Source organism: Streptomyces himalayensis subsp. himalayensis (assembly GCF_013778455.1).
In the GTDB taxonomy this organism is placed as follows: Bacteria; Actinomycetota; Actinomycetes; order Streptomycetales; family Streptomycetaceae; genus Streptomyces; species Streptomyces himalayensis.
The window spans coordinates 1-21882 of the sequence record NZ_JACEHE010000044.1; the positions used below are offsets into that span (position 1 = coordinate 1).

17 protein-coding genes, 1 pseudogene and 1 riboswitch are annotated in these 21882 nt (G+C 69.2%); of the genes and pseudogenes, 13 read left to right on the plus strand and 5 right to left on the minus strand.

Features of this window, described 5'->3' with window-relative positions; translation table 11 throughout:
- From H1D24_RS37680 to H1D24_RS43205, 5 genes and pseudogenes are all read left to right on the plus strand, one after another.
- Nucleotides 1-178, plus strand: a pseudogene (locus tag H1D24_RS37680) (flavodoxin-dependent (E)-4-hydroxy-3-methylbut-2-enyl-diphosphate synthase); the annotation flags it as partial.
- 251 nt (nt 179-429) lie between these two features.
- Nucleotides 430-2334, plus strand: a complete 1905-nt coding sequence (gene dxs / locus H1D24_RS37685) for a 1-deoxy-D-xylulose-5-phosphate synthase (RefSeq protein ID WP_181662250.1) — start codon at nt 430-432, stop codon at nt 2332-2334.
- Nucleotides 2331-3812: an aspartate aminotransferase family protein gene (locus H1D24_RS37690; RefSeq protein ID WP_258564646.1), complete on the plus strand. Its 1482-nt coding sequence runs from the start codon at nt 2331-2333 to the stop codon at nt 3810-3812. Before dxs ends, H1D24_RS37690 begins: the two co-directional genes overlap by 4 nt.
- A gap of 66 nt (nt 3813-3878) precedes the next feature.
- Nucleotides 3879-4514, plus strand: coding sequence for a helix-turn-helix domain-containing protein (locus H1D24_RS37695; protein WP_181662251.1), 636 nt, complete (start codon nt 3879-3881; stop codon nt 4512-4514).
- Nucleotides 4511-4702, plus strand: a complete 192-nt coding sequence (locus H1D24_RS43205; RefSeq protein ID WP_246460325.1) for a DUF6126 family protein — start codon at nt 4511-4513, stop codon at nt 4700-4702. Before H1D24_RS37695 ends, H1D24_RS43205 begins: the two co-directional genes overlap by 4 nt.
- A 23-nt stretch (nt 4703-4725) precedes the next feature.
- Here the strand turns inward: H1D24_RS43205 and H1D24_RS37705 are convergent, their stop codons facing one another.
- The gene (locus tag H1D24_RS37705; protein WP_181662252.1) at nt 4726-5523 is read right to left on the minus strand and encodes a tyrosine-protein phosphatase; all 798 of its coding nucleotides are present in this window, start codon (nt 5521-5523) and stop codon (nt 4726-4728) included.
- 266 nt (nt 5524-5789) lie between these two features.
- Between H1D24_RS37705 and H1D24_RS37710 the strand changes: the two genes are divergently transcribed.
- The 3 genes from H1D24_RS37710 (at nt 5790) to H1D24_RS37720 (ending at nt 10325) form a co-directional block, all read left to right on the plus strand.
- Entirely contained in the window at nt 5790-7883 is a 2094-nt protein-coding gene (locus H1D24_RS37710) for an alpha-galactosidase (protein ID WP_181662253.1), read from the plus strand.
- 286 nt (nt 7884-8169) lie between these two features.
- Nucleotides 8170-8350: riboswitch (cyclic di-AMP (ydaO/yuaA leader) on the plus strand.
- 2 nt (nt 8351-8352) lie between these two features.
- On the plus strand, nt 8353-9291 hold the full coding sequence (locus H1D24_RS37715; RefSeq protein WP_181662254.1) for a M23 family metallopeptidase: 939 nt from the start codon (nt 8353-8355) through the stop codon (nt 9289-9291).
- A gap of 242 nt (nt 9292-9533) precedes the next feature.
- The gene (locus H1D24_RS37720) at nt 9534-10325 is read left to right on the plus strand and encodes an SGNH/GDSL hydrolase family protein (RefSeq protein ID WP_181662255.1); all 792 of its coding nucleotides are present in this window, start codon (nt 9534-9536) and stop codon (nt 10323-10325) included.
- A 188-nt stretch (nt 10326-10513) separates the two neighbouring features.
- Here H1D24_RS37720 and H1D24_RS37725 read toward each other — a convergent pair whose 3' ends face one another.
- Both H1D24_RS37725 and H1D24_RS37730 read right to left on the minus strand, forming a co-directional pair.
- A complete protein-coding gene (locus H1D24_RS37725; protein ID WP_181662256.1) occupies nt 10514-11134 on the minus strand; it encodes a TetR/AcrR family transcriptional regulator in 621 nt (206 codons plus the stop codon).
- A gap of 172 nt (nt 11135-11306) precedes the next feature.
- Nucleotides 11307-12470 carry a glutamate dehydrogenase gene (locus tag H1D24_RS37730; protein WP_181662287.1) on the minus strand — a complete coding sequence of 388 codons (1164 nt, stop codon included), beginning with the start codon at nt 12468-12470 and terminating at the stop codon, nt 11307-11309.
- Between the two features lie 825 nt (nt 12471-13295).
- On the opposite strand from H1D24_RS37730, the gene H1D24_RS37735 reads away from it, so the two are divergent.
- A complete protein-coding gene (locus H1D24_RS37735; protein WP_181662257.1) occupies nt 13296-14531 on the plus strand; it encodes an MBL fold metallo-hydrolase in 1236 nt (411 codons plus the stop codon).
- 294 nt (nt 14532-14825) lie between these two features.
- Here the strand turns inward: H1D24_RS37735 and H1D24_RS37740 are convergent, their stop codons facing one another.
- Nucleotides 14826-15434: a TetR/AcrR family transcriptional regulator gene (locus H1D24_RS37740; RefSeq protein ID WP_181662258.1), complete on the minus strand. Its 609-nt coding sequence runs from the start codon at nt 15432-15434 to the stop codon at nt 14826-14828.
- Nucleotides 15435-15838: 404 nt separating this feature from the next.
- On the opposite strand from H1D24_RS37740, the gene H1D24_RS37745 reads away from it, so the two are divergent.
- From H1D24_RS37745 to H1D24_RS37760, 4 genes are read left to right on the plus strand one after another with little or no spacing between them, the layout of a single operon-like run.
- Nucleotides 15839-17398 carry an ABC transporter substrate-binding protein gene (locus H1D24_RS37745; protein ID WP_181662259.1) on the plus strand — a complete coding sequence of 520 codons (1560 nt, stop codon included), beginning with the start codon at nt 15839-15841 and terminating at the stop codon, nt 17396-17398.
- A 12-nt stretch (nt 17399-17410) separates the two neighbouring features.
- Nucleotides 17411-18355, plus strand: coding sequence for an ABC transporter permease (locus H1D24_RS37750; RefSeq protein ID WP_181662260.1), 945 nt, complete (start codon nt 17411-17413; stop codon nt 18353-18355).
- Nucleotides 18352-20157: a dipeptide/oligopeptide/nickel ABC transporter permease/ATP-binding protein gene (locus H1D24_RS37755; protein ID WP_258564647.1), complete on the plus strand. Its 1806-nt coding sequence runs from the start codon at nt 18352-18354 to the stop codon at nt 20155-20157. Before H1D24_RS37750 ends, H1D24_RS37755 begins: the two co-directional genes overlap by 4 nt.
- Nucleotides 20154-20978, plus strand: a complete 825-nt coding sequence (locus H1D24_RS37760) for an ATP-binding cassette domain-containing protein (protein ID WP_181662261.1) — start codon at nt 20154-20156, stop codon at nt 20976-20978. The genes H1D24_RS37755 and H1D24_RS37760 overlap by 4 nt, the downstream gene beginning before the upstream one ends.
- A gap of 202 nt (nt 20979-21180) precedes the next feature.
- Here H1D24_RS37760 and H1D24_RS37765 read toward each other — a convergent pair whose 3' ends face one another.
- A complete protein-coding gene (locus H1D24_RS37765; protein WP_181662262.1) occupies nt 21181-21789 on the minus strand; it encodes a TetR/AcrR family transcriptional regulator in 609 nt (202 codons plus the stop codon).
- Nucleotides 21790-21882: the final 93 nt, after the last annotated feature.

A 21882-nucleotide genomic window follows, 5' to 3' on the forward strand; every position in this document is an offset into this window, starting at 1 on the left:
CGGCAAGGGTCAGATCTTCGTGAAGGGCGAGGTCATCAAGACGGTGCCCGAGTCGAAGATCGTGGAGACCCTCATCGAGGAAGCGATGAAGATCGCCGAGCAGATGGAGAACGACGGCGTCGCCTCCGGCGCGCCGACCGTCACCACGCCAGGAGCATCCGGCATCACCGTGAGCTGAACAACCTTGCCAGCGAGTGAGCCGAAGGAGCGCGACGGTGTCGAGAAGGATGAGCGTGCCCCCGCTCTGGGGGTACCTCCCAGGCCCTCAAGGCACTGGGGGAGAAGCCGAGAGTGGGGGAGCGCGGAGGCCCGACGAAGGAGGGCTGAGCACGGTCGCCTTCTCGACACCGGCCACGCCCCGACAGGGGCTTATGGATACAGCGCGCTCCGGAGGCGAACCGAGCTTCAAAAAAGAGGGGAGGCCCGAGCGTGACGATTCTGGAAGGCATCCGGGGGCCACGTGATCTGAAGGCGCTGTCCGAGGAGGAACTCGACCTGCTGGCCGAGGAGATCCGTGAGTTCCTGGTGCATGCGGTCGCCCGGACCGGCGGTCACCTGGGGCCCAACCTCGGGGTGGTGGAGCTCACCATCGCCCTGCACCGGGTCTTCGAGTCGCCCGTCGACCGCATCCTGTGGGACACCGGCCACCAGAGCTACGTACACAAGCTACTGACGGGACGTCAGGACTTCTCCAAACTGCGCGGCAAGGGGGGCCTGTCGGGCTATCCGTCGCGCGAGGAGTCCGAGCACGACGTCATCGAGAACAGCCACGCCTCCACCGCCCTCGGCTGGGCGGACGGCCTCGCCAAGGCGCGCCAGGTGCTGGGGGAGCAGGGCCATGTCGTTGCCGTCATCGGAGACGGCGCTCTCACCGGCGGCATGGCGTGGGAGGCGCTCAACAACATCGCGGCAGCCAAGGACCGGCCGCTGATCATCGTCGTCAACGACAACGAACGCTCCTACGCCCCGACGATAGGCGGCCTCGCCAACCACCTCGCGACGCTGCGCACGACCGACGGTTACGAAAAGGCGCTGGCCTGGGGCAAGGACGTACTGCAGCGCACACCCGTGATCGGGCGGACGCTGTACGAGTCGCTGCACGGCGCCAAGAAGGGCTTCAAGGACGCCTTCGCGCCGCAGGGCATGTTCGAGGACCTAGGGCTGAAGTACGTCGGGCCGATCGACGGACACGACACCCGTGCCGTCGAGTCGGCGCTGCGCCGGGCGAAGCGCTTCCACGGGCCGGTGCTCGTGCACTGCCTCACCGAGAAGGGGCGCGGCTACGAGCCGGCGCTCGCGGACGAGGCCGACCGTTTCCACACGGTCGGCGTCATGGACCCGCTGACCTGCGAACCGCTCGCGCCGTCCAACGGGCCTTCGTGGACCTCAGTGTTCGGCGACGAGATCGCCCGAATCGGCGCCGAGCGCGAGGACGTCGTGGCGATCACGGCGGCCATGCTGCACCCGGTGGGGCTGACGAAGTTCGCCGAGCAGTTCCCTGACCGGGTGTGGGACGTCGGGATCGCCGAGCAGCACGCCGCGGTGTCCGCTGCCGGCCTTGCGACGGGCGGGGTGCATCCGGTGGTCGCCGTCTACGCCACCTTCCTCAACCGCGCCTTCGACCAGCTCCTCATGGATGTCGCCCTGCACAAGTGCGGCGTGACGTTCGTACTGGACAGGGCGGGTGTGACCGGGGTCGACGGGGCCTCGCACAACGGCATGTGGGACATGTCGATCCTGCAGGTCGTGCCAGGTCTGCGTATCGCCGCGCCGCGCGACGCCGACCAGCTGCGGGCGCAGTTGCGCGAGGCGGTCGCCGTAGACGACGCGCCGACGCTGCTGCGGTTCCCCAAGGAGTCGGTGGGACCGGCGATTCCGGCCGTGGACCGGATGGGCGGCCTCGACGTCCTGCACCGGACGGCTTCGGGGCAGGGATCTGCGTACGACGCGCAGGCGCTGTTCGTTGCCGTCGGCGTGATGGCACCGGTGTGCCTCCAGGCCGCCGAGCTGCTCGAGGCGCGCGGCATCCGGTGCACCGTCGTCGACCCGCGCTGGGTCAAGCCCGTCGATCCCGCACTGCCGCCGCTGGGCGCCGCGCACGATCTGGTGGCGGTCGTCGAGGACAACAGCAAGGCGGCAGGGGTCGGTGCGGCGGTCGCGCTGGCGCTGGGCGAGGCCGAAGTGGACGTACCCGTACGGCGGTTCGGCATCCCGGAGCAGTTCCTCGCGCACGCCAAGCGTGGTGAGGTACTGGCCGACATCGGGCTCACGCCCGTCGAGATCGCCGGACGGATCGGTGCCGCCCTGGCAGCCAAGGAGAAACCGGAAAAATGACCACCTCCGACCCCAAGGAGTTCGAGGAAGGCCCGCAGAGCGGCACGGGGGCAAGCGCGCGGGATCATGCGCGCGAGGACACGCCGCCCGGCGGGCGCAAGGAGTTCGACCTCGGCAGACTCCTCGCCGAGCGCGGCGCCGAGCGCTATGAGCTGCACTCCAAGTACCTCAACCACCAGTTGCCGCGCATGCTGCACACCATCGGATTCGACAAGGTGTACGAGCGGGCAGAGGGCGCGTACTTCTGGGACGAGGACGGCAACGACTACCTCGACATGCTCGCCGGGTTCGGCGTCATGGGCCTGGGCCGGCACCACCCCGTCGTACGCAAGGCGCTGCACGACGTCCTGGACGCCTCGCTCGCCGATCTGACCCGTTTCGACTGCCAGCCGCTGCCCGGACTGCTCGCCGAGAAGCTGCTGGCCCACAGCCCGCACCTGGACCGTGTGTTCTTCGGCAACAGCGGCACGGAGGCCGTCGAGACGGCACTGAAGTTCGCCCGGTACGCGACGGGGAAGCCGCGCGTCCTGTACTGCACGCACGCATTCCACGGGCTGACCACCGGCTCGCTGTCCGTGAACGGCGAGTCGGGCTTCCGGGACGGCTTCGCACCGCTGCTGCCCGACACCCCGGTCCCGCTGGGCGACCTCGACGTACTGGCGAAGGAGCTCAAGAAGGGCGATGTCGCCGCGCTGATCGTCGAGCCGATCCAGGGCAAGGGCGTACTTGAGGCGCCGCCCGGCTATCTGCGTGCCGCCCAGGACCTGCTCCACGGGCACAAGGCGCTGCTCATCGCCGACGAGGTCCAGACAGGCCTCGGCCGTACCGGCGACTTCTACGCGTATCAGCACGAGGAAGGGGTCGAACCGGATCTGGTCTGCGTGGCGAAAGCGCTCTCAGGAGGCTACGTCCCGGTGGGCGCCACGATCGGCAAGGACTGGATCTTCAAGAAGGTCTACTCGTCGATCGACCGCGTGCTCGTCCACTCGGCGAGCTTCGGATCCAACGCCCAGGCCATGGCAGCTGGGCTCGCCGTGCTCTCGGTCATGGAGGACGAGCAGATCGTCGCTAACGCGCGCGCGACCGGTGGGCTGCTCAAGAGCCGGCTGGCGGCGCTCGTCGACCGCTATGAGCTGCTGAGCGATGTACGGGGCCGTGGCCTGATGATCGGCATCGAGTTCGGCAGGCCACGGTCGCTGAAACTGCGCAGCCGCTGGACGGTGCTGCAGGCCGCCCGCAAGGGGCTCTTCGCGCAGATGGTGGTGGTGCCGCTGCTGCAGAAGCACCGCATCCTCACCCAGGTGTCCGGCGATCACCTTGAAGTGATCAAGCTGATCCCGCCGCTGGTCGTGGGGGAGCGGGACGTGGACCGCTTCGTGGATGCCTTCACCGCCGTCATGGACGATGCCCACAGTGGTGGCGGGCTGATGTGGGACTTCGGGAAGACGCTGGTGAAGCAGGCGGTGGCCAACCGGTAGCGCGCCTCTTTGCCTCTCGGGCAAGAAATTTGCCCAGGAGGCATGACGTCTGGCTCAATCGGAGGCATGAGCCCTTCCGAGCCGGAGCGGCCGGCGACACCCGATGAGCTGCCCGCCGTCGCACCCCACCTGCGCGAGCTGCGGCGACGAGCCTCGCTGACCCTCGAGGCCGCCGCCCGCGCCGCAGGTCTCTCGCCCGCCCACCTCTCACGCCTTGAGACCGGACGACGCCAGCCCTCGCTGCCGATGCTGCTCGCGCTCGCGCGCATCTACGGTACGACGGTTTCTGAGCTGCTGGGCGAGACGGTGACCGACCGCGACGCCGTACTCCGCGGCGCGGACACCGAGCCCACCGAGGCGGGCGGCTGGACCTACCGGCAGGCGGGCTCCTCCGGTCGCGCCATGCAGGCCCTGCGGGTGCACGTGGCGCCTGGGACGCAGGGCGACATCGTGCGCGTACACCCGGGGGAGGAGTGGCTCTACGTGCTCGAGGGACGGCTACGGCTGCGGCTCGGGGACGCCACGCACAGCCTCGGGCCAGGCGACAGCGCTCACTTCGACTCGCTGACCCCGCACCGGCTCGAGGCCGACGGCCGCGACGGGGCCGAGCTGCTCTTCGTACACACATTGCTGCAGAGCCCCGCCGTCGTGCCGTGCCTCGGCCCGGCGGCCGGCCACCGGACCATGGGAGACCCGCGATGACCGAACCGACGACGCCGGAACCGATAACGCCTCAGCCTGCGCCGTCCGAGCCGGCCGCGTCTCGCCGCTCGATGGAGGAGAGGTTCCCGCGCGCTCTCTGGGTGCGGCTCATCGTCTACATCGCCGTGGGGCATCTCCTGGCGGCGTTCATCTATCTGCTCTTCGAGCTCGGCGCGAAGAGCCAGTAACCGCCTGTTCCGAGGGCCGGGTCTCAGTCGAGCAGGCGCGCGCGGAGCCTCTCGCGTACCTCCGGCGTCAGCTTCAGGCCCTCGGCGAAGTAGTTGTCAGTGCCGCCCCACGTCTCCTCGATCGTGTCGAACGCCGCGCGGAGGTACTCGGCGCGCGCGTCGAAGAGCGGGCTCAGGAGCTCCATGATCTCGGGGGACATGCCGTTGGGGGAGGTATCGGTCCGGCGCACCTTGTAGCGGCGATGCTGGGCGTTCGACTCGAGGTAGTCCGCCTCGATGGCGTCGCGCTCGACACCGACGGCCAGCAGTGCCACTGCGATCGTCACGCCCGCGCGGTCCTTGCCCGCGGCGCAGTGCAGCAGCGCGGGGACGCTGTCGTCCGCCAGGGCGTGCAGCACACGGCTCTGCTCGGCGGTGCGCTGCCTGATGATCGTGCGGTACGAGCTGATCATCCGGTTCGCCGCCTTGCCGTCGGACAGGATGGCGCGCAGCTGGTCCACGCTGCCGTCACGGACCATCCGCCAGAACTCGGCCCCGTCGGCGGGGTCGTTCATCGGGATGTTCACATTGCGTACGCCGGGCAGCTCCACGTCCGGGCCCTCGAGCCGCTGGTCCGCGGAATTGCGGAAGTCGAAGACCGTGTGGAGGCCCAGTGAGGTGAGGAATGCCGCGTCCGCCTCGGTCGCGTGCGCCAGGTGCCCGCTCCGGAACAGCATCCCCTGCCGGGTCCGGCGACCGTCCGTGGTCGGGAGGCCCCCGACGTCACGGAAGTTGCGCACACCGACCAGCTCAGGGTCTGTCGACGGGACCTGCTGCGTCACGTGGGCTCCTCCCAGTCGGCCACCGACGCTGCTCGCCGGAGGGCGCTCTGTCGACCATACGACATGGGTGTCAGGGCCAATCAGCTGCTGCGGGGGCGGTTTTGGGGCCTTGCGTGGTCGTGTTTCCGCTGTCCATACAGCCGTATTTGGTGCCTTGCCGGGCGGCCTCGATGCCCGCGCTGCCCTGTATGAGGCCATTGCCCAGAGGGTGCCTCACCCCCGATGATGTTGGTACCTGATCGGGCGTGAGCGAATGTGGGGGCTTGATGATCGAGATCGGTGCGGACGGCCGGACGTGGCTCCTCTCCGGGCCCGGCAGCAGCTATGCGCTGCGGCTGACGGACCGCGACGAGCTGCTGCACCTTCACTGGGGGCCGCGGATCACGCTTGCCGATGCCGAGGCGCTCGCCGCCGAGCCCCCCGCTCCGTACTGGCCCTTCGAGTCCCCGCTCGACGGGCACGAGGAGTACCCGGTCGAGGGCGGCCCCCGCTTCGTACGCCCCGCGCTGTCGGTACGCACCGACGAGGTGCGCGGGACCGAGTGGCGCTACCGGAACGCGGCAGCGGACGACGACGAGCTGCAGGTGCACTTCTTCGACGAAGTGCACCACCTCCAGCTCACCCTCGTGTACCGCATGCGCGACGACGTCGTCGAGCGCAGCGCCATCCTGATCCACCAGGGGCCGGCCGACGCCCCCGCCCTGGAGGTGCTGCGCGCCGACTCCGCGACCTGGACGCTGCCGGTGCGCGACCGCTGGCGGCTGTCCCAGCTGCACGGCCGGTGGGCGGCCGAGTCCCGGCTCGGGCGCTCCGAGCTGACCTACGGCGAGAAGATCATCGGTAGCCGGCGCGGGCACACCGGGCACCAGCACCTGCCGTGGGTCGCGCTCGACGCGGAAGGCGCGGCCACCGAGGAGAGCGGCGAGGTGTACAGCTGCGCCCTCGCCTGGTCGGGGTCCTGGCGGATCGCCGTGCAGCAGCTGCCGGACGGCATCGTGCAGATCACCGGTGGTACGGGGCACGACGACTCGGGGCAGGCGCTGCTCAAGCCCGGAGTGGCGATCGCCACACCCGTCTTCGCGGGGCTGTGGAGTGACGGCGGCTTCGGCGGAACAAGTCGGGCATGGCACACATATCAGCGCAAGTACGTTATTCCCGACGCCGCTCAGGACCGGCCCGTGCTCTACAACTCCTGGGAGGCCACCAATTTCGGCATCTCCGAGGACCAGCAGCGGGCGCTCGCCCGGCGCGCCGCCGACATGGGCGTCGAGCTGTTCGTCGTCGACGACGGCTGGTTCGGCGCACGGACCAGCGACCGGGCCGGTCTGGGCGACTGGACGCCCAACCCGGACCGCTTCCCGCACGGGCTGAAGCCGCTTGCCGACGACGTGCACGCCCTGGGCATGCGGTTCGGCATCTGGGTCGAGCCGGAGATGGTCAACGCCGACAGTGATCTGTATCGCGCCCACCCCGACTGGGTGCAGCACTTCCCTGGACGTACGCGGACGGAGTTCCGCAACCAGCTGGTCCTGAACCTCGCCCGCGAGGACGTCCAGCAGTACCTGTGGGAGCAGCTGGACACCCTGCTGGGCAGCGCGCCCATCGACTATGTGAAGTGGGACTTCAATCGCTGCTTCACGGACGCGGGCTGGCCTGGGGAACCGTATCCGCAGAGGCTGTGGAACGCCCATGTGCACGCGCTCTACGGGCTGTTGGACCGGCTGCGGGCCGCGCACCCCGGAGTGGCCTTCGAGTCCTGCTCGGGCGGTGGCGGCCGGATCGACCTCGGCATCATGGCGCGCACCGACCAGGTGTGGACCTCCGACAACACCGACCCGCTGGACCGGCTCGCCATCCAGCACGGCTTCACTCAGGTACACCCCGCGCGGGTCATGGCGGCCTGGGTCACCGACAGCCCGAACGTCCAGCTCAATGACCGAGTGAGCTCGTTGCGATTCCGCTTCGTCAGCGCCATGGCCGGGGTGCTCGGGGTCGGCGGCGACCTCACCGAGTGGAGCGACGAGGAGCTCGCCGAGGCTCGTCAGTGGGTGGATCTCTACAAGGACATCCGCCCCGTCGTGCAGCGCGGCGACCTCTACCGGCTGAGGGCGCCGGAGGGCGGGCTGAGCGCGGTGCAGTACGTCCTCGGGGACGAGACCTTCGTCCTGGCGTGGCTGCAGGCCCAGCACTACGGGGAGGCGCCCCCGGCGGTCAGGCTGCGCGAGCTCGATCCCGCCGGGTCGTACGAGTGCCTCGAGACCGGCACGGTGCACCGGGGTGCGGTGCTGCTGCACCACGGTCTGCGGACCGGGCTGCATGGCGACCTGGATGCGGCAGTTCTCCGTCTGCGTCGCATCTGACCGATTTAGTCCTCTTTGGGTTATTAGCTCTAACTCGCCCTGCAATAAGGTGTCATGAGCGGCATGCCGTGAGCAGGATCATATTGGTGACGGTGGGTGGCGATCTCCCTTTCGTGACCGCCCCTGAATTTCCGGGCTGTTGGCCTGAATGCGGAGATCGTTAATCCACGGACAGTGACCGGAATTTCCGGCGAAGGATCAAGAACCGGAATCCCGCCGGAATAACCACGCTTGTGTCCGCCATTCCGACTCGCTTACGGTCACGGTCGATCCGGGCGGACGCCGAATCCTGCCATCGCCCGGAATCCCCACTCACACAACGTGTATGGCAGGAGCGGGGGATCCCACAGGTAGAACGCCGGTTCCGGGTATCCGGACCAGCTTGGGGTGAAGTCGCGCCAAAACGCGGCCGGACATCTCCAGTCCGAACCCGACAGCTCACCTCGCAGGCGCCGGAGAGGAATTCGCCATGCCCGCGACCGGTAAGAACCGCCGTTCCAAGTCCCTGCGCTTCACCCGCTCCATAGCCGCCTTCAGCGCGGGGAGTGCCGCACTCGCACTGCCGCTCATCGGCGCCACGGGCGCCTTCGCCGCTCCCGCACAGACCGCCCCGCAGTCCGCGGTCCAGTCCGTTTCCGGAAAGGCCGTCGTCGCGCCCGCCGCCAAGTCGGCCGCGACGAAGACGTATACGGTGAAGTCGGGCGACTGCCTCGCCAGCATCGCCAGGGAGCAGAAGGTCGCCGGCGGCTGGAAGAAGCTCTACAAGGACAACCGCAAGGCCATCGGCGCCGACCCCACAAAGATCCGCGCGGGCCTCAAGCTCGTCGTCGACGGCAAGGCCGCCGCCACCAACGACTCGGCCTCCGCTTCCGCCTCCAAGGCCCCGGCCGCTGCCGCCTCCAAGGCGCCCGCCGAGAAGGCGTCCACGACCTCCACCGCTCCCAAGGCGACCACCACGGCCACGAGCACGGCGCCCGCGGACACGGCAGCCACGACCACTTCCGCCTTCACCGCGCCGATCCCCGGCGCCACCATGAGTACGCCCTACCGCCAGTCGGGCAGCATGTGGTCGAGCGGCTACCACACCGGCGTGGACTTCGTGGCTCCGACCGGCACCAGCCTCAAGGCCGTCGGTGCGGGCACTGTCGTCTCCGCCGGCTGGGCCGGTTCGTACGGCAACCAGGTCGTCATCCAGCTGAGCGACGGTCTGTACGCGCAGTACGCCCACCTGTCCGCCCTCTCCGTCTCGGCCGGCCAGACCGTGACCGCGGGACAGCAGATCGGGCTCTCCGGCTCCACGGGCAACAGCACGGGCCCGCACCTGCACTTCGAGATCCGCACCACGCCGGACTACGGCTCCGACGTCGACCCGCTGGCGTACCTGCGCCAGCACGGCGTCTCCATCTGACACCACCTCGGTTTCGAGGGACCGACACCGATCGACGAGGCCCGGTCAGGCCTGCACCGCCCCATGGTGCGACCTGGCCGGGCGCACGTCGTCTCGCCCGTGAGCCGCGCCGACCCTGCCTCTATGAACGGCCCGGCTCTATTCCTGGCTTGGGCGAATCTTGACGAGTGGCATATCTCACCCGCCGTCAACCCCTGCCTACGGTGGCGTAGGTCACTTAGCGAGGTGAAAGATATGCCGACGTGGCAGCAGAGTCGACATTCCTCACCAGTGACGTGATCAGGTCCTACGCAGCGGTCGGCGACAGCTTCACGGAAGGTGTCGGAGACCCCGGGCCCGGCGGGCACTTCGTCGGCTGGGCCGACCGGCTCGCCGTCCTTCTCGACGACCGGGTCCCGGAGCACACCTTCCGCTACGCCAACCTCGCCGTACGCGGCAGGCTCCTCGACCAGATCGTCGCGGAACAGGTCCCGCGGGCCAAGGAACTGGCTCCCGACCTCGTGACGTTCTGCGCCGGCGGCAACGACATCATCCGGCCCGGCACCGACCCCGACGACGTCGCGGAACGCTTCGAGCGGGCCGTCGCCGACCTCGCATCGGCCGCGGGCACCGTCCTGATCGCCACGGGCTTCGACACCCGCGGCGTACCCGTGCTGAAGCACCTGCGCGGCAAGATCGCCACGTACAACCTGCACCTGCGGGCCATCGCCGACCGGTACGGCTACCCCGTCCTCGACCTGTGGTCGCTCAAGACCATCCAGGACCGCAGGGCTTGGGACCCCGACCGGCTGCACCTGTCGCCCGAGGGCCACACCCGTGTCGCCCTGCGCGCCGCACAGGTGCTCGGACTCGAGGTGCCCGCCGACCCGGACCAGCCCTGGCCCCCGGAACCGCCGCGCGGCTCCCTCGAGGTGCGCCGCGACACGATCCACTGGGCCCGCGAATACCTCGTGCCGTGGATCGGACGGCGGCTGCGCGGCGAGTCCTCCGGGGACCACGTCGAGGCGAAGAGACCGGATCTGCTGCCTCTGTAGAGGCATCTGGTGGTCTTGGGAACCGGGGGAGGGTGGTATGCGGTGAGCGTCGTGGGCAGTCGTGCCGCTGGGGGGAACGGGTGGGCACAACCCCACGACGGCGGGTTCGTCAGGTACGGCCTGAACCCGTCATGGGCCTCCGGCCCGGAGCCGGGGCGCGTCCGGAACCGTGGGGCCCGCCCGGCGGGTCACCGTGCCGTTGCCGTCAACGCCTCCCGCTCAAGGCCCAGTTCCCGGGCGAGTGCCTCGTCGACCCACTCCGTCATGCGCGCACGGGACGGCGCGCCGTCGTAGGCCGTCATCTGGACCGCGAGCCCGTCCAGCAGCGCGGTCAGGCGCAGGGCCGCGGCCATCGGGTCCGGGCAGCGGAACTCGTCGGCCGCCACGCCCGCCGCGATCACCTCGGCGAGCGCTGCCTTCCACTGCTGATCGAGGCCGCGCGTCACCTCGCGCAGCGCGGGATCGCGCAGGGCCCCCGCCCAGCCCTCGATCCACAGCCGCCACCCCTTGGCCTGCCCGGTCGGCGCGTACCAGCGGACGGCGGTACGCAGGCGGCGTACCGCCGTCGTGCGCCTGCCCAGCAGCCTGCGCAGATGCGCGAGATCGCCCTCGGCGGCATGTGCGAACGCGGCGGCGACCAGCTGTTCCTTGGTCGAGAAGTGATAGAGCACCAGGGCGTTGCTGACCCCGAGGGTGGCGGCCACATCGGCGATGCGCACGGCCGCGACCCCTCGCGCCTCGATCTGCTCGACGGCGGCACGCAACAGCTCTTCCCGCCGCTCAGCCACGCTCAACCGCACCCGTGTCATCAGGAAGCACCGCCCACGTTGCACAGCGAAGCACCGTCCACGCTGTACAGGGAAACACCGTCCACGCTGTACAGGGAAACACCGCCGACGCTGCACACCAGGAGCCGGACCGCGTGAGGCACGCGCGCGTGGGCACGCGCCGGAACAGTCACCGGACCGGTCACCGGGACAGTCATCCGTACCACCCGAACCGCTCCGCGATCACCGGCAGCCGGTCCGACACGATGGTGTGCGCGGCCGCGCGCGGCGTCGTACCGTCGGCCTCCGCGCGCGTGAGCATCTGGTCGATCAGCGCGCGCATGGAGCGGCGGGTGTGGTCGAAGGCCTCGTCCGCGTCCGCGCCGATGTCGCCGAACAGCGTCCACCACCACCAGGCGTTCGTGCCGGAGTTGACGACGACGTCCGGGAGGACGGTGATCCCTCTCGCGGCCAGCAGTTCCTCCGCATCGGGCAGCACCGGCATGTTCGCCGCCTCGACGATCCAGCGGGCCGTGATCCGCCGCTGGTTCCCGGCATCGATCGTGTACGACACCGCCGCGGGAACGAGAATCTCCGCGTCGACGGACAGCCAGGCGTCGCCCGGCAGTTCACGGTCGTCGTCGCGAAGGGCGGCGCGATCCACCGTGCCGTACGCGTCCCTGGCCGCGAGCAGCGCCTCGACGTCGAGCCCGGCCGGGTTGGCGATCGTGCCTTTGACGTCGGCGACGGCGACAATCGTGAGCCCCGCGCGCGCGAGAAAGCGGGCGGTCGCGCCGCCCATGGTCCCCAGACCCTGCACGCAGACGCGGGTGCCCGCATACGGCACACCCGCCCGGTCCAACGCGGCCAGCACCGACTCCGCCACCCCGCACCCTCCGATCAGTTCGTCGAGTCCGATGCCGTCCACCTCGACCGCGAACGCGTCGGCGAGCCGCTGCCGGGCCGCCGTCTCGTCGTCCAGTAGCGGGTAGACGGCCTGGATGGACGAGACCAACCCCGCCTCCGCAGCAGCCCTGTCGACGATGTCCTGAGTGAGGCCGAGATCCTCCCCGGTCGTCCAGAAGTCCTCGATGTACGGGCGCATGGCGCGCAGGTACCGCACCAGGACGCCGTACGCCTCCGGGTCCTGCGGGTCACAGTCGATCCCGCCCTTGGCGCCGCCCAGGGGGATGTAGCGGCCCTCCGGGTTGTAGTGCAGGGCCTCCTTCATCGTCATCCCGCGGGCGAGACCGGTGACCTCTTCGAGCGTGCAGCCCGCACGCATCCGCAACCCGCCGCTGGAGACACCCCGCACCAGCCGGTCCACCACGAGGAACCCCCGGCGGCTGGTGATGTGATCGGTCCAGGTCAGCGACATCAGTGGGGGCTCGGCGACGGCGCCCCCTGCGGTGCGTCGCGAGGCCGGTTCGGCAGGTTCGCCAGGTGCTGCCGATGCGGCCGATGCGGTCGGTGGCGCGGCTGCGGTGGGTGGGCCGGACATGGGTCTCCAGGGTTCGATGCGCTCACCGCGATACTCGCACCGCGATGCGCTCACGTATTCGATGCGCTCACGTAATCGATGCGCTCACGGAATAGACGCGCTCACGGAACAGACCGCGCGCTTACTGAATCGCCAGTCAGTATCGAGATGCCTGGAGACCCCTGTCAACGCGCCCCTTGAGCGTCGCGGCGGCATCCGTGGTCGGCGTGCGGCGGTGTCTCTGGACGGTGAAGCGTCAAGCGCCTCCGGACGGTGAAGTGTCAAGCGCCTCCGGTCAGGGCACCCGACGATCCTGCCGCACCACGCGTCGCCGCCCCTGGGCCGTCGCGGAGATCGCACGAATCCTTGAACCCCTGACTGGTGAGCCCCAGTGCCGAGTTCATGCGCGAGCGCGGGCCATGGGGGCCACCTTCCGTCTTCGTCCGTCTTCATGGATGCGGTGTGCTGTCACCGGTACGACGGACCGGGGCGCCGCAGATGTGACATACCGGCCCGCATACAGGCCCACATTTCGAGCACCACACCACGGGCTTGTCATCCCTGGAGCCGGCTGTGGCGTCCTTATGAGGGGCGCAGCAAGGCGAGGGGCACCGGAGATCACCGGGGAAGGACCGCGGCGCGGACATCGTGCCGTCACCCCGCCGACCCGGGCCTGTCAGAGGCGCCACGCATAATGAATGTCCTACGACCACAGGAGGCGCCGTGACCGGTTCCCGTTCCCTGAGCTCGGGGCTCCGCTCGCTGCGGCCCGCCGCCTTCGGCGCGGAACCGGCGGGTGAACGGCTCGCCAGGATCCACAGATCGCCGAACTTTGCGAACGGCTCGTTCCAGAACCCGGTGGGCGCCCGAACCCGCCCCTCCTCCGGCTCCGCGTTCGAGCTCGCGAAGTCGTACTTCCGCAAGGAGGAGCGCGCCAGGCGCGCCCCCGCCGGAGCGGTGCCGGTGCACCCCTCGACCCTCGCCGACCTGGCGAGGTCCCCGGCGAGCGGGCTGCGGCTCACCTGGATGGGCCACTCGAGCGTGCTCGCCGAGATCGACGGCCGCCGGGTGCTCTTCGACCCGGTCTGGGGCGAGCGGTGTTCCCCCTTCGACTTCGCAGGTCCCAAGCGGCTGCATCCCGTTCCCGTGCCTCTGGCCGCGCTGGGACCGGTCGACGCGATCGTCATCTCGCACGACCACTACGACCACCTTGATTTGCCCACGATCAAGCAGCTGGCCGATACGGACACCGTTTTCGCGGTGCCGCTCGGCGTAGGCGCCCATCTGGAGCGCTGGGGCGTATCGGCGGACCGGCTCCGCGAGCTCGACTGGAACGAGTCGACCGAGGTGTCCGGCCTGTCCCTCACCGCCACCCCCGCGCGGCACTTCTGCGGCCGCGGCCTGCGCAACCAGCAGCACACGCTCTGGGCATCATGGGTCGTGGCGGGCGACGAGCACCGGATCTATCACAGCGGGGACACCGGGTACTTCCCCGGCTTCAAGGACATAGGCGCCGAGCACGGCCCCTTCGACGCCACGATGATCCAGATCGGCGCGTACAGCGAATTCTGGCCCAAGAACCACACGGATTCCACGCCGCTGCCTGGAGCCTGGCCGGACATTCACATGTCGCCCCCGCAGGGGGTCCAGGCACACCTTGACCTGCAGGGGCATAAGCCGCACGGTGTGATGCTGCCGATCCACTGGGGCACCTTCAATCTGTCCCTGCACCCGTGGGCGGAGCCCGGGGAGTGGACGAAGGACGCTGCTGAGGAGGTCGGGCAGGCGGTTGCGCTTCCCCGGCCGGGCGAGCCCTTCGAGGCTGCTGGGCCACTCCCGACTGATCCCTGGTGGCGGGCTGTGTCCGCTTCCATCGCACGTCCGTGGCGCCGCCCCGAGGGGCCGCATGCCACACCAGAGGGCACCCTGGCTGATCCCGACTTTGTCGGCGAGCGGTGACGCCGGCGATGGACGATCTCACCATGGCTTACGCAGCTGCCGGGTGACATGCCCTCTAGAGAATGGGGCGCAGGCTTCGGCCACCCACGGGATGTACCTTGCACGAGGTCCAGATACGCGAGGTAGTAGGGAACGCCAGCTCATCCGAGGCGAAGAAGTCCGCCCACGCACCCTGCTCGGCATCAGCCCTGACGGCGGCCGGAATCCGACAGATGCGCCCAGACGCCGAGCCGGGCGCCGAGTTGGGCGCCGAGTTGGGCGCCGAGTTGGGCGCCGAGTTGGGCGGCGAGCCGGTCACTCGTCGAGTTGATTCCGGTCGAGAAGCAGGCGCACGAAGTCGTTGACGGGTCCGATGATGTCGAGGTCCTGGTCGAGCACCCACTGCAGCTGGAGGCCGTTGAGCACGGCGTGGAAGAGAACCGCGGCGCTCTCGGGGCTGAGGCCCTCGCGCAGGGTGCCGCGGGCCGCCTTGTCGTGGAATCCCTCGGCGAATTGCCTGCGCCCGCGTTCGTAGCGCTCGGCGAAGTAGGTGTGGGCGGGATGGTCGGGGCGTGAGGCTGCGGCGGCGAGCTCGATCCACAGGCGCATCAGCTCCGGGGCCTTCTGGTGATGACGGATGAGCTCACCGAGGTAGGGCGCGAGCTGGTCGAGGCTGTCGACCTGTGCCACGCCTTGCTGCCACTCCTCCGAGTCCCGCTCGGCGAGCACCTCGGCAAGCAACTCGTCCTTGTTGCGGAAGTGATGGAGAAGACCGGCGTGGGTGATGCCGGCGCGTTCCGCGATGTCCCGTAGGGAGGCTTTGACGTAGCCGTGCTCGGCGAAACTGTCGCGTGCCGCCCGTACGATCTCCGCCCTGCGGGCCGGTGTCTTGGCGTACGGCCCGCGTGCTTTTGCCTGACCCACGGTGTGCTCACTCTCCCCACGAGGCGGGTTCGGAATCGGCCGTGCGTGTCAACCGGGACAGCCAAAACTTACCATATGGTTGGGATTTGCGGCCCGTGTCGCGGCGATCGAAAGATAACGCTCTGATTACGAAGGCCGATCGTACTCTTCCCGCGCTTCCCGTACGGGCCTAACGTCCGAGCGAAATCCAACCATGTGGTAAGGGTTGGCGCGATCGCTCACCTGCAGGGCCGACCAGGGGAGGCAGACGTGCACGTGGACGACGACGCCGGCACGCCGCCGGACCGGTAGACGCGCGGTTCTCTTCACTCGCGCAGCGCTCGCAGCTTCAGCTCCATCCATGGCCACAGGGCCATGGCGAAGGTCTCTGCACACGTTGGTTCCCGAACGAAGGAATCCACCCCATGCGCATTCGACACCCGCACCCGCGATCGCACGCTCGAGCCCTGGCCGCCGTCGGCATCGCCGCTGTGCTGCTCGCATCGTCTGCGTGCGACAGCGAGTCGACAGGAGCGTCCTCGTCCTCGGGGGAGACGCTGGCACTCTCGATCTTCGGCACGCCCAACTCGTTCGATCCCACCCAACTCCTCGAAGGTCAGCAGATGTACGTCTGGGACTCGGTCTACGACACGCTGCTGATCCAGGACAACAAGGGCCGGCTGCAGCCCGGCGCGGCGAAGAGCTGGCAGTATTCCAGCGATGCGCGCACCTTGACGCTGAAACTGCGCACCGGCATGAAGTTCAGCTCCGGCGCCCCCGTCGACGCGGCCGCCGTGAAGGCCACGCTGGAGCTGATCAGGACGACGCCCGGGCCGAACCAGGGCGTGCTCGCCTCCGTCGCCTCGGTCGAGGCACCCGCTTCCCACGCCGTGGTGATCAAGCTGAAGCAGCCGGACGGTTCGCTGCTGACCTCGCTCTCCACGGCCGCGGGCGTCATCGGCGACCCGAAGACGATGACGTCCAAGAGCACCGCGCTGAACCCGGTCGGCTCGGGCCCCTACACCCTCGACAAGGGCGCGACGGTGAACGGATCGGTGTACGTGCTCAAGCGGCGTGACGACTACTGGAACAAGAAGGCCTACCCCTTCCGGACCGTCAAGATCCGGGTGATCTCCGACCAGACCGCGAGCGCCAACGCGCTGAAGGCCGGCGAGACCAACGCCGGAACCATCGACGTCGCGCAGGTCGGCTCCTTCAAGTCGGCGGGTTTCGAGACCAAGCACGTCCAGGCGACCGCGGTGGCTGCCCTGGTCCTGGGGGACCGCGAGGGGTCCGTGCTCGAGCCGCTCGGTGACGTGCGGGTCCGCAAGGCGATCAACATGGCCTTCGACCGCACGAAGATGGTGAAGCAACTGCTCCGGGGCTCGGGCCGGCCGACCGAGCAGATCTTCAACCCCAAGGGGCCGGGGCACGATCCCGCGCTGGACCAGACGCACTCCTACGACCCGTCGGCCGCCAAGAAGTTGCTGGCCGAGGCCGGTTACGCGAACGGCTTCTCCGTGACCATGCCGAGCCTCGTCTTCACCAAGCCGTTCGAGCCGACGTTCACGCAGGCACTCGCCGACATCGGGATCAAGGTGAAGTGGCAGCCGGTGCCGCCGCAGCAGAGCGTCTCCGCCATCGCCTCCAAGAAGTACCCGATGTTCCTGATCGTCGACGGGCTGAACACCACCCCGGTCGAGGCGCGCAACTTCTACAGTCCCACCGGCTACCGCAACGTGTTCAACTCCACGGACCCCGAGCTCTCCAAGCTCCTCGACCGGGCGAACCGGGAGCTTGACCCGGCGAAGGCCGCGGACATCTACAAGGAGATCAACGAGTTCGGAGTCGAGAACGCGTGGTACGGCCCCGTGTTCTACATCGGCAGCGACTGGGCGACCAAGAAGGGCATCACCTACCTCGGTGACGGCTCCTCGACGCTCGCCACCATCCGGCAGTTCGGCGCCGCCGACCAGGCCCCGTAAGAGAGCCGCATCATGATCCTCTACGTGTTGCGTCGCCTTGCCGCGGGCCTGGTGCTCGCCGTCCTGGTGACCATGATCACGTTCGCCCTGCTCAGTACCTCCTTCGACGACGTCGCCAGCAGCATCGTCGGCAGTGGCGCGACGCCCGACCTGGTCCAGGACCAGAAGGCCCAACTGGGGCTCCACCGCCCGCTGTTCGCGCAGTACCTGGACTGGCTGTCCCACGCCGTCCGCGGCGACCTCGGCCTGTCCTACTTCACCAGCGAGCCCGTCCGGTCGGCCATCGCGGCCCGCCTCGGCGTCACGCTGTCGATCGTGCTCGCCGCCCTGCTCGTCACCGTGGTGATCAGCGTGGTGCTCGGCGTCCTGGCGGCCACCCGCGGCGGCGCCGTCGACCGGATCGCCCAGGGCGTGTCGATGCTCGGCTACCTGGTGCCGAACCTGCTGATCGCGATCGCCCTCGTCTACGTCCTGGCCATCGAGCTGCGCTGGTTCCCGGCCACCGGCTACACACCGCTGTCGGAGAACCCGGCCCGCTGGGTCTCCACCATCACCATCCCGGTGGTCGCCCTGATGATGAGCGGTGTTGCCAGTCTCACCTCCCAGATCCGCGGCGCCATGATCGGCGAACTGCGCAAGGACTACGTACGCACCCTGCGCACGCGGGGGATACCGACCCGGTCGATCGTGCTGCGCCACGCCCTGCGGGGCGCGGCCGGCCCTGCGCTCACGGTGCTGTCGCTGGAGTTCATCCAGATGCTCGGCGGCGCCCTCATCATCGAGCAGGTCTTCGCGCTGCCGGGCTTCGGCCAGTACGCCTTCAACGCCTCCTTGCAGGGCGACATCCCGATCATCATGAGCATCAGCCTGTTCGGTGTGCTGCTCGTGGTGGGCGTCAACCTCGTCGTCGATCTCGTCAACGGCTGGCTCAATCCGAAGGCGAGGATCCTGAGTTGACTGAGTTGACCACCGAACCTGGTAGCGCTGTGCCCGTCCGCAGGTCTCCGCTCCGCAAGCTCCTCAAGGACCCGCAGGCCGTCATCAGCGCGAGCCTCCTCCTGGCCGTGATCCTTCTCGGCCTGCTCTCGCCGCTGTTCACCGATCATGGTCCCAATGACGCCTCACTCGACGCGGTCAACGCCGATGCCGGAACCCACGGTTACCTGCTGGGAGGCGACGAGAGCGGCCGCGACATCTTCGCGCGGCTGCTGGCCTCCATCGACACCAGCGTGGTCTCCGCCCTCATCGGCACGAGCATCGCCCTGGCCATCGGTGTCACCTTCGGGCTCGTCGGCGGCTACTTCGGCCGCCGGGTCCGGGGCGTCACCGAGTGGGTCTTCAGCCTCGTGATGACCTTCCCGGGCCTGCTGCTGCTCATCGTGCTGCTGCCGGTGACGGACGGCGACTACCGCGCGACGATGCTGATCTTCGGGGTCCTGCTCTCGCCCGGGATCTACCGCCTCGTACGTAACCTCGTGCTCGGGGTGAAGAACGAGCTGTACGTGGACGCCGCCCGCGTCTCGGGCCTGCCCGACCGGCGGATCCTGCGACGGCACGTGCTCTCCGTGGTCCGGGGACCCGTCATCATCGCCACCGCCTTCCTCGCCGGTTCCTCCATCGCCGTCCAGTCGGGCCTCGCCTTCCTCGGCGTCGGATCCAGCTCGGTCCCCAGCTTCGGCGCGATGATCTCCGAGGGCTTCGCCAACCTCTACGAGGAACCCCTGCAGTTCCTCTGGCCGAGCCTGATGCTGGGCATCATCACCGCGACGCTGGTACTGCTCGGCAACTCGCTGCGGGACGTCCTGGAGGGCGGTCGGCCGAAACCGTCCCGGATCAGCGCACCCGAGCGCCGGCCGATCACGCCGTCGTCCGAGACCTCGGTTTCGGCTCCGGGGCTGCTCACCGTCGAGGACCTGGCCATCGCCTACCCGACACCGTCGGGCGAGCTGACGGAGGTCGTCAGCGGCGTCACACTGAGCCTCGAGGCGGGGCAGACCCTGGGACTCGTCGGCGAATCGGGATCCGGCAAGACCCAGACCGCCTTCGCCGTGCTCGGAGTACTGCCGTCGGAGGCGGTCGTCACCCGCGGCTCGATCCGCCTCGACGGACGCGAACTCCTCGGCCTGAGCGAGGGCCAACTGCGCGGTGTGCGCGGGACGTCCATCGCGTATGTGCCGCAGGAACCCATGTCCAACCTGGACCCCGACTTCACGGTGGGAGCACAGCTCGTCGAGGGCCTGCGCGCGGCCACCCCGATGCCCCGACGCCAAGCGCGCGAGCACGTCCTCGCCCTGCTGGACCGGGTCGGCATCCCGGACCCCGAGCGAACCTTCACCTCCTACCCGCACCAGATCTCCGGCGGCATGGCACAGCGCGTGCTCATCGCCGGCGCTGTCGCGAGCCGCCCGGCGCTGCTCATCGCCGACGAGCCCACGACCGCGCTCGACGTCACCGTGCAGGCGGAGATCCTCGACCTGCTGCGCGACCTGCAGAAGGAACTGAACATGGCGGTGCTGTTGGTGACCCACAACTTCGGCGTGGTCGCGGACATCTGCGACCGCGTCGCCGTCATGCAGCAGGGCCGGATCGTCGAGACCGGCGACGTGCTCGACCTCTTCACCACCCCACGTCACGCCTACACCCGGATGCTGCTGGATTCCCTCCTCGACGAGCACGCGCTGCGCACCGACCGTCCGGCCGCGAACACGCTCAAGACCGACACGCTCAAGACCGACACGCTGGAGAAGGAGGCGCGATGACGACGGCCCTGCTCGACGTGAGCGACCTGCGCGTCGCCTATCCGGGACGCGGGTTCCGCGCCCGCCCGCAGGAGGTGCTGCACGGAGTGTCGCTGGCGGTGGACGAGGGCGAGACGCTCGGCATCGTCGGCGAGTCCGGGTCCGGCAAGACGACCATCGGCCGGGCGGTGCTCGGCCTGGTGCAGCCCAGCCGCGGACGCATCGGCCTCCTCGGCCAGGACATCACCCACTGCACGGCGAAGGAGCGGCGCGCCCTCGCCCGCTACGTCCAGGTCGTCTTCCAGGACCCCTACTCCTCACTCAACCCGTCCCTCACCATCGGCGACATCCTCGCCGAGCCCCTCGTGGTGCAGGGTGCGACCCCACGCAGCGCCCGAGCGCGCGTCCGCCAACTTCTGGACCAGGTGGGACTGCCGGCGGACGCCTCCGAACGACTGCCGCGCGAGTTCAGCGGCGGCCAGCGCCAGCGCGTCGCGATCGCCCGGGCCCTGGCCCCCGGGCCGAGGCTGATCGTCTGCGACGAGCCGGTCTCCGCGCTCGACCTGTCGACCCAGGCACGCGTGCTCGACCTCTTCGTCGACATCCAGCGGCGCACCGGCGTCGCGTATCTGTTCATCTCGCACGACCTCGCGGTCATCCGGCACGTGAGTCACCGGGTGAGCGTGGTCCATCGCGGCCACATCGTCGAGACCGGCCCGGCCGACCGTGTCACCTCCACCCCCGAAGACCCCTACACACAGCGCCTGTTGCTCGCCGCGCCGGTCGCGGACCCGGTGGAGCAGAGGAAGCGGCGCGAGGCGCGACAGCGACTCAAGCTGTGACTCGACCCCGCTTCTTTCTCTCCGCAGTGTTCTGCTGCCTCAAACAAGGAGGCTGGCGATGGCTGAACTCGCTAGAAGCCGATGCTCCGCAAGGGCGTCTTCACGCGCGATCGGCGGCCCAAGGCGGCCGCGCACGCGCTGCGGGCGCGCTGGCGGGAGCTGGGCGGGCGGAAGCCGTCGGAGGAAAGGAGCTGAGGTGGTCTCACCCGCGAGGGGTTTCCGCGGGTGCGGTGGCGCCCTCGTACCGCTGGAGGATCTGCTCCACGAAGGCCAGGGCCTCTTCGTGCCGGGTCGTCATTCCCATGGCGTTCTCCATCATGAGGATCCGGCCGAGCGCGTTGGTCAGCATGAGCAGCACGGCCGGGGAGACCTCGGGGGGCAGGTCCGTGCCAGCCTCCGCAAGGCCGCGTGTGAGGGCCTGCAACTGAGCCTCGCGATAGCGTGCCGCGTGGGCGGCCAGTTCGGCACGGATGGTCTTGCGGTGATTGGCCAGTGCCGTGAACTCCGTGGTCAGCGCATTGCCGGGGTGGCTGCTGAGTCTCCACAGGGCGCGCAGCGGCTGGGGACCGCTCAGCAGACGGGCCTGCCGCTCCCACTCCTCGTCGGCACGTCGCCGCAGTACGGCGAGGAAGAGGTCGTCGAGCGTGCGGAAGTAGTACAGGACGAGAGCCGGGGCCACTTCCGCCTCGCGCGCCACCCTCCGTACGCCGACGGCCGCGTACCCCTCCTCCAGCATCAGCCGCTCCGTGATGTCGAGCAGGCGCAGGCGCGTCTTGGAGTTCTCGGTACCCATTCGTCGAGGCGCAGTCATGCCGTCATTGTGCTTGACGGCCTCGAAGAACGTTGTTAAACAGTTGTTCAGCGCATTCGGTTAAACACTCGTTCAGCATGTGAGCGGAGGGGC

Bases quoted from the DNA above. Each gene is read 5' to 3' on its own strand.
- H1D24_RS43205 (WP_246460325.1), top strand. From the start codon at position 4,511: ATGACCGAACCGACGACGCCGGAACCGATAACGCCTCAGCCTGCGCCG.
- H1D24_RS37750 (WP_181662260.1), top strand. From the start codon at position 17,411: ATGATCCTCTACGTGTTGCGTCGCCTTGCCGCGGGCCTGGTGCTCGCC.
- H1D24_RS37710 (WP_181662253.1), top strand. From the start codon at position 5,790: ATGATCGAGATCGGTGCGGACGGCCGGACGTGGCTCCTCTCCGGGCCC.
- H1D24_RS37765 (WP_181662262.1), bottom strand. From the start codon at position 21,789: ATGACTGCGCCTCGACGAATGGGTACCGAGAACTCCAAGACGCGCCTG.
- H1D24_RS37690 (WP_258564646.1), top strand. From the start codon at position 2,331: ATGACCACCTCCGACCCCAAGGAGTTCGAGGAAGGCCCGCAGAGCGGC.
- H1D24_RS37695 (WP_181662251.1), top strand. From the start codon at position 3,879: ATGAGCCCTTCCGAGCCGGAGCGGCCGGCGACACCCGATGAGCTGCCC.
- H1D24_RS37725 (WP_181662256.1), bottom strand. From the start codon at position 11,134: ATGACACGGGTGCGGTTGAGCGTGGCTGAGCGGCGGGAAGAGCTGTTG.
- H1D24_RS37730 (WP_181662287.1), bottom strand. From the start codon at position 12,470: ATGTCGCTGACCTGGACCGATCACATCACCAGCCGCCGGGGGTTCCTC.
- H1D24_RS37745 (WP_181662259.1), top strand. From the start codon at position 15,839: ATGCGCATTCGACACCCGCACCCGCGATCGCACGCTCGAGCCCTGGCC.
- H1D24_RS37760 (WP_181662261.1), top strand. From the start codon at position 20,154: ATGACGACGGCCCTGCTCGACGTGAGCGACCTGCGCGTCGCCTATCCG.
- H1D24_RS37715 (WP_181662254.1), top strand. From the start codon at position 8,353: ATGCCCGCGACCGGTAAGAACCGCCGTTCCAAGTCCCTGCGCTTCACC.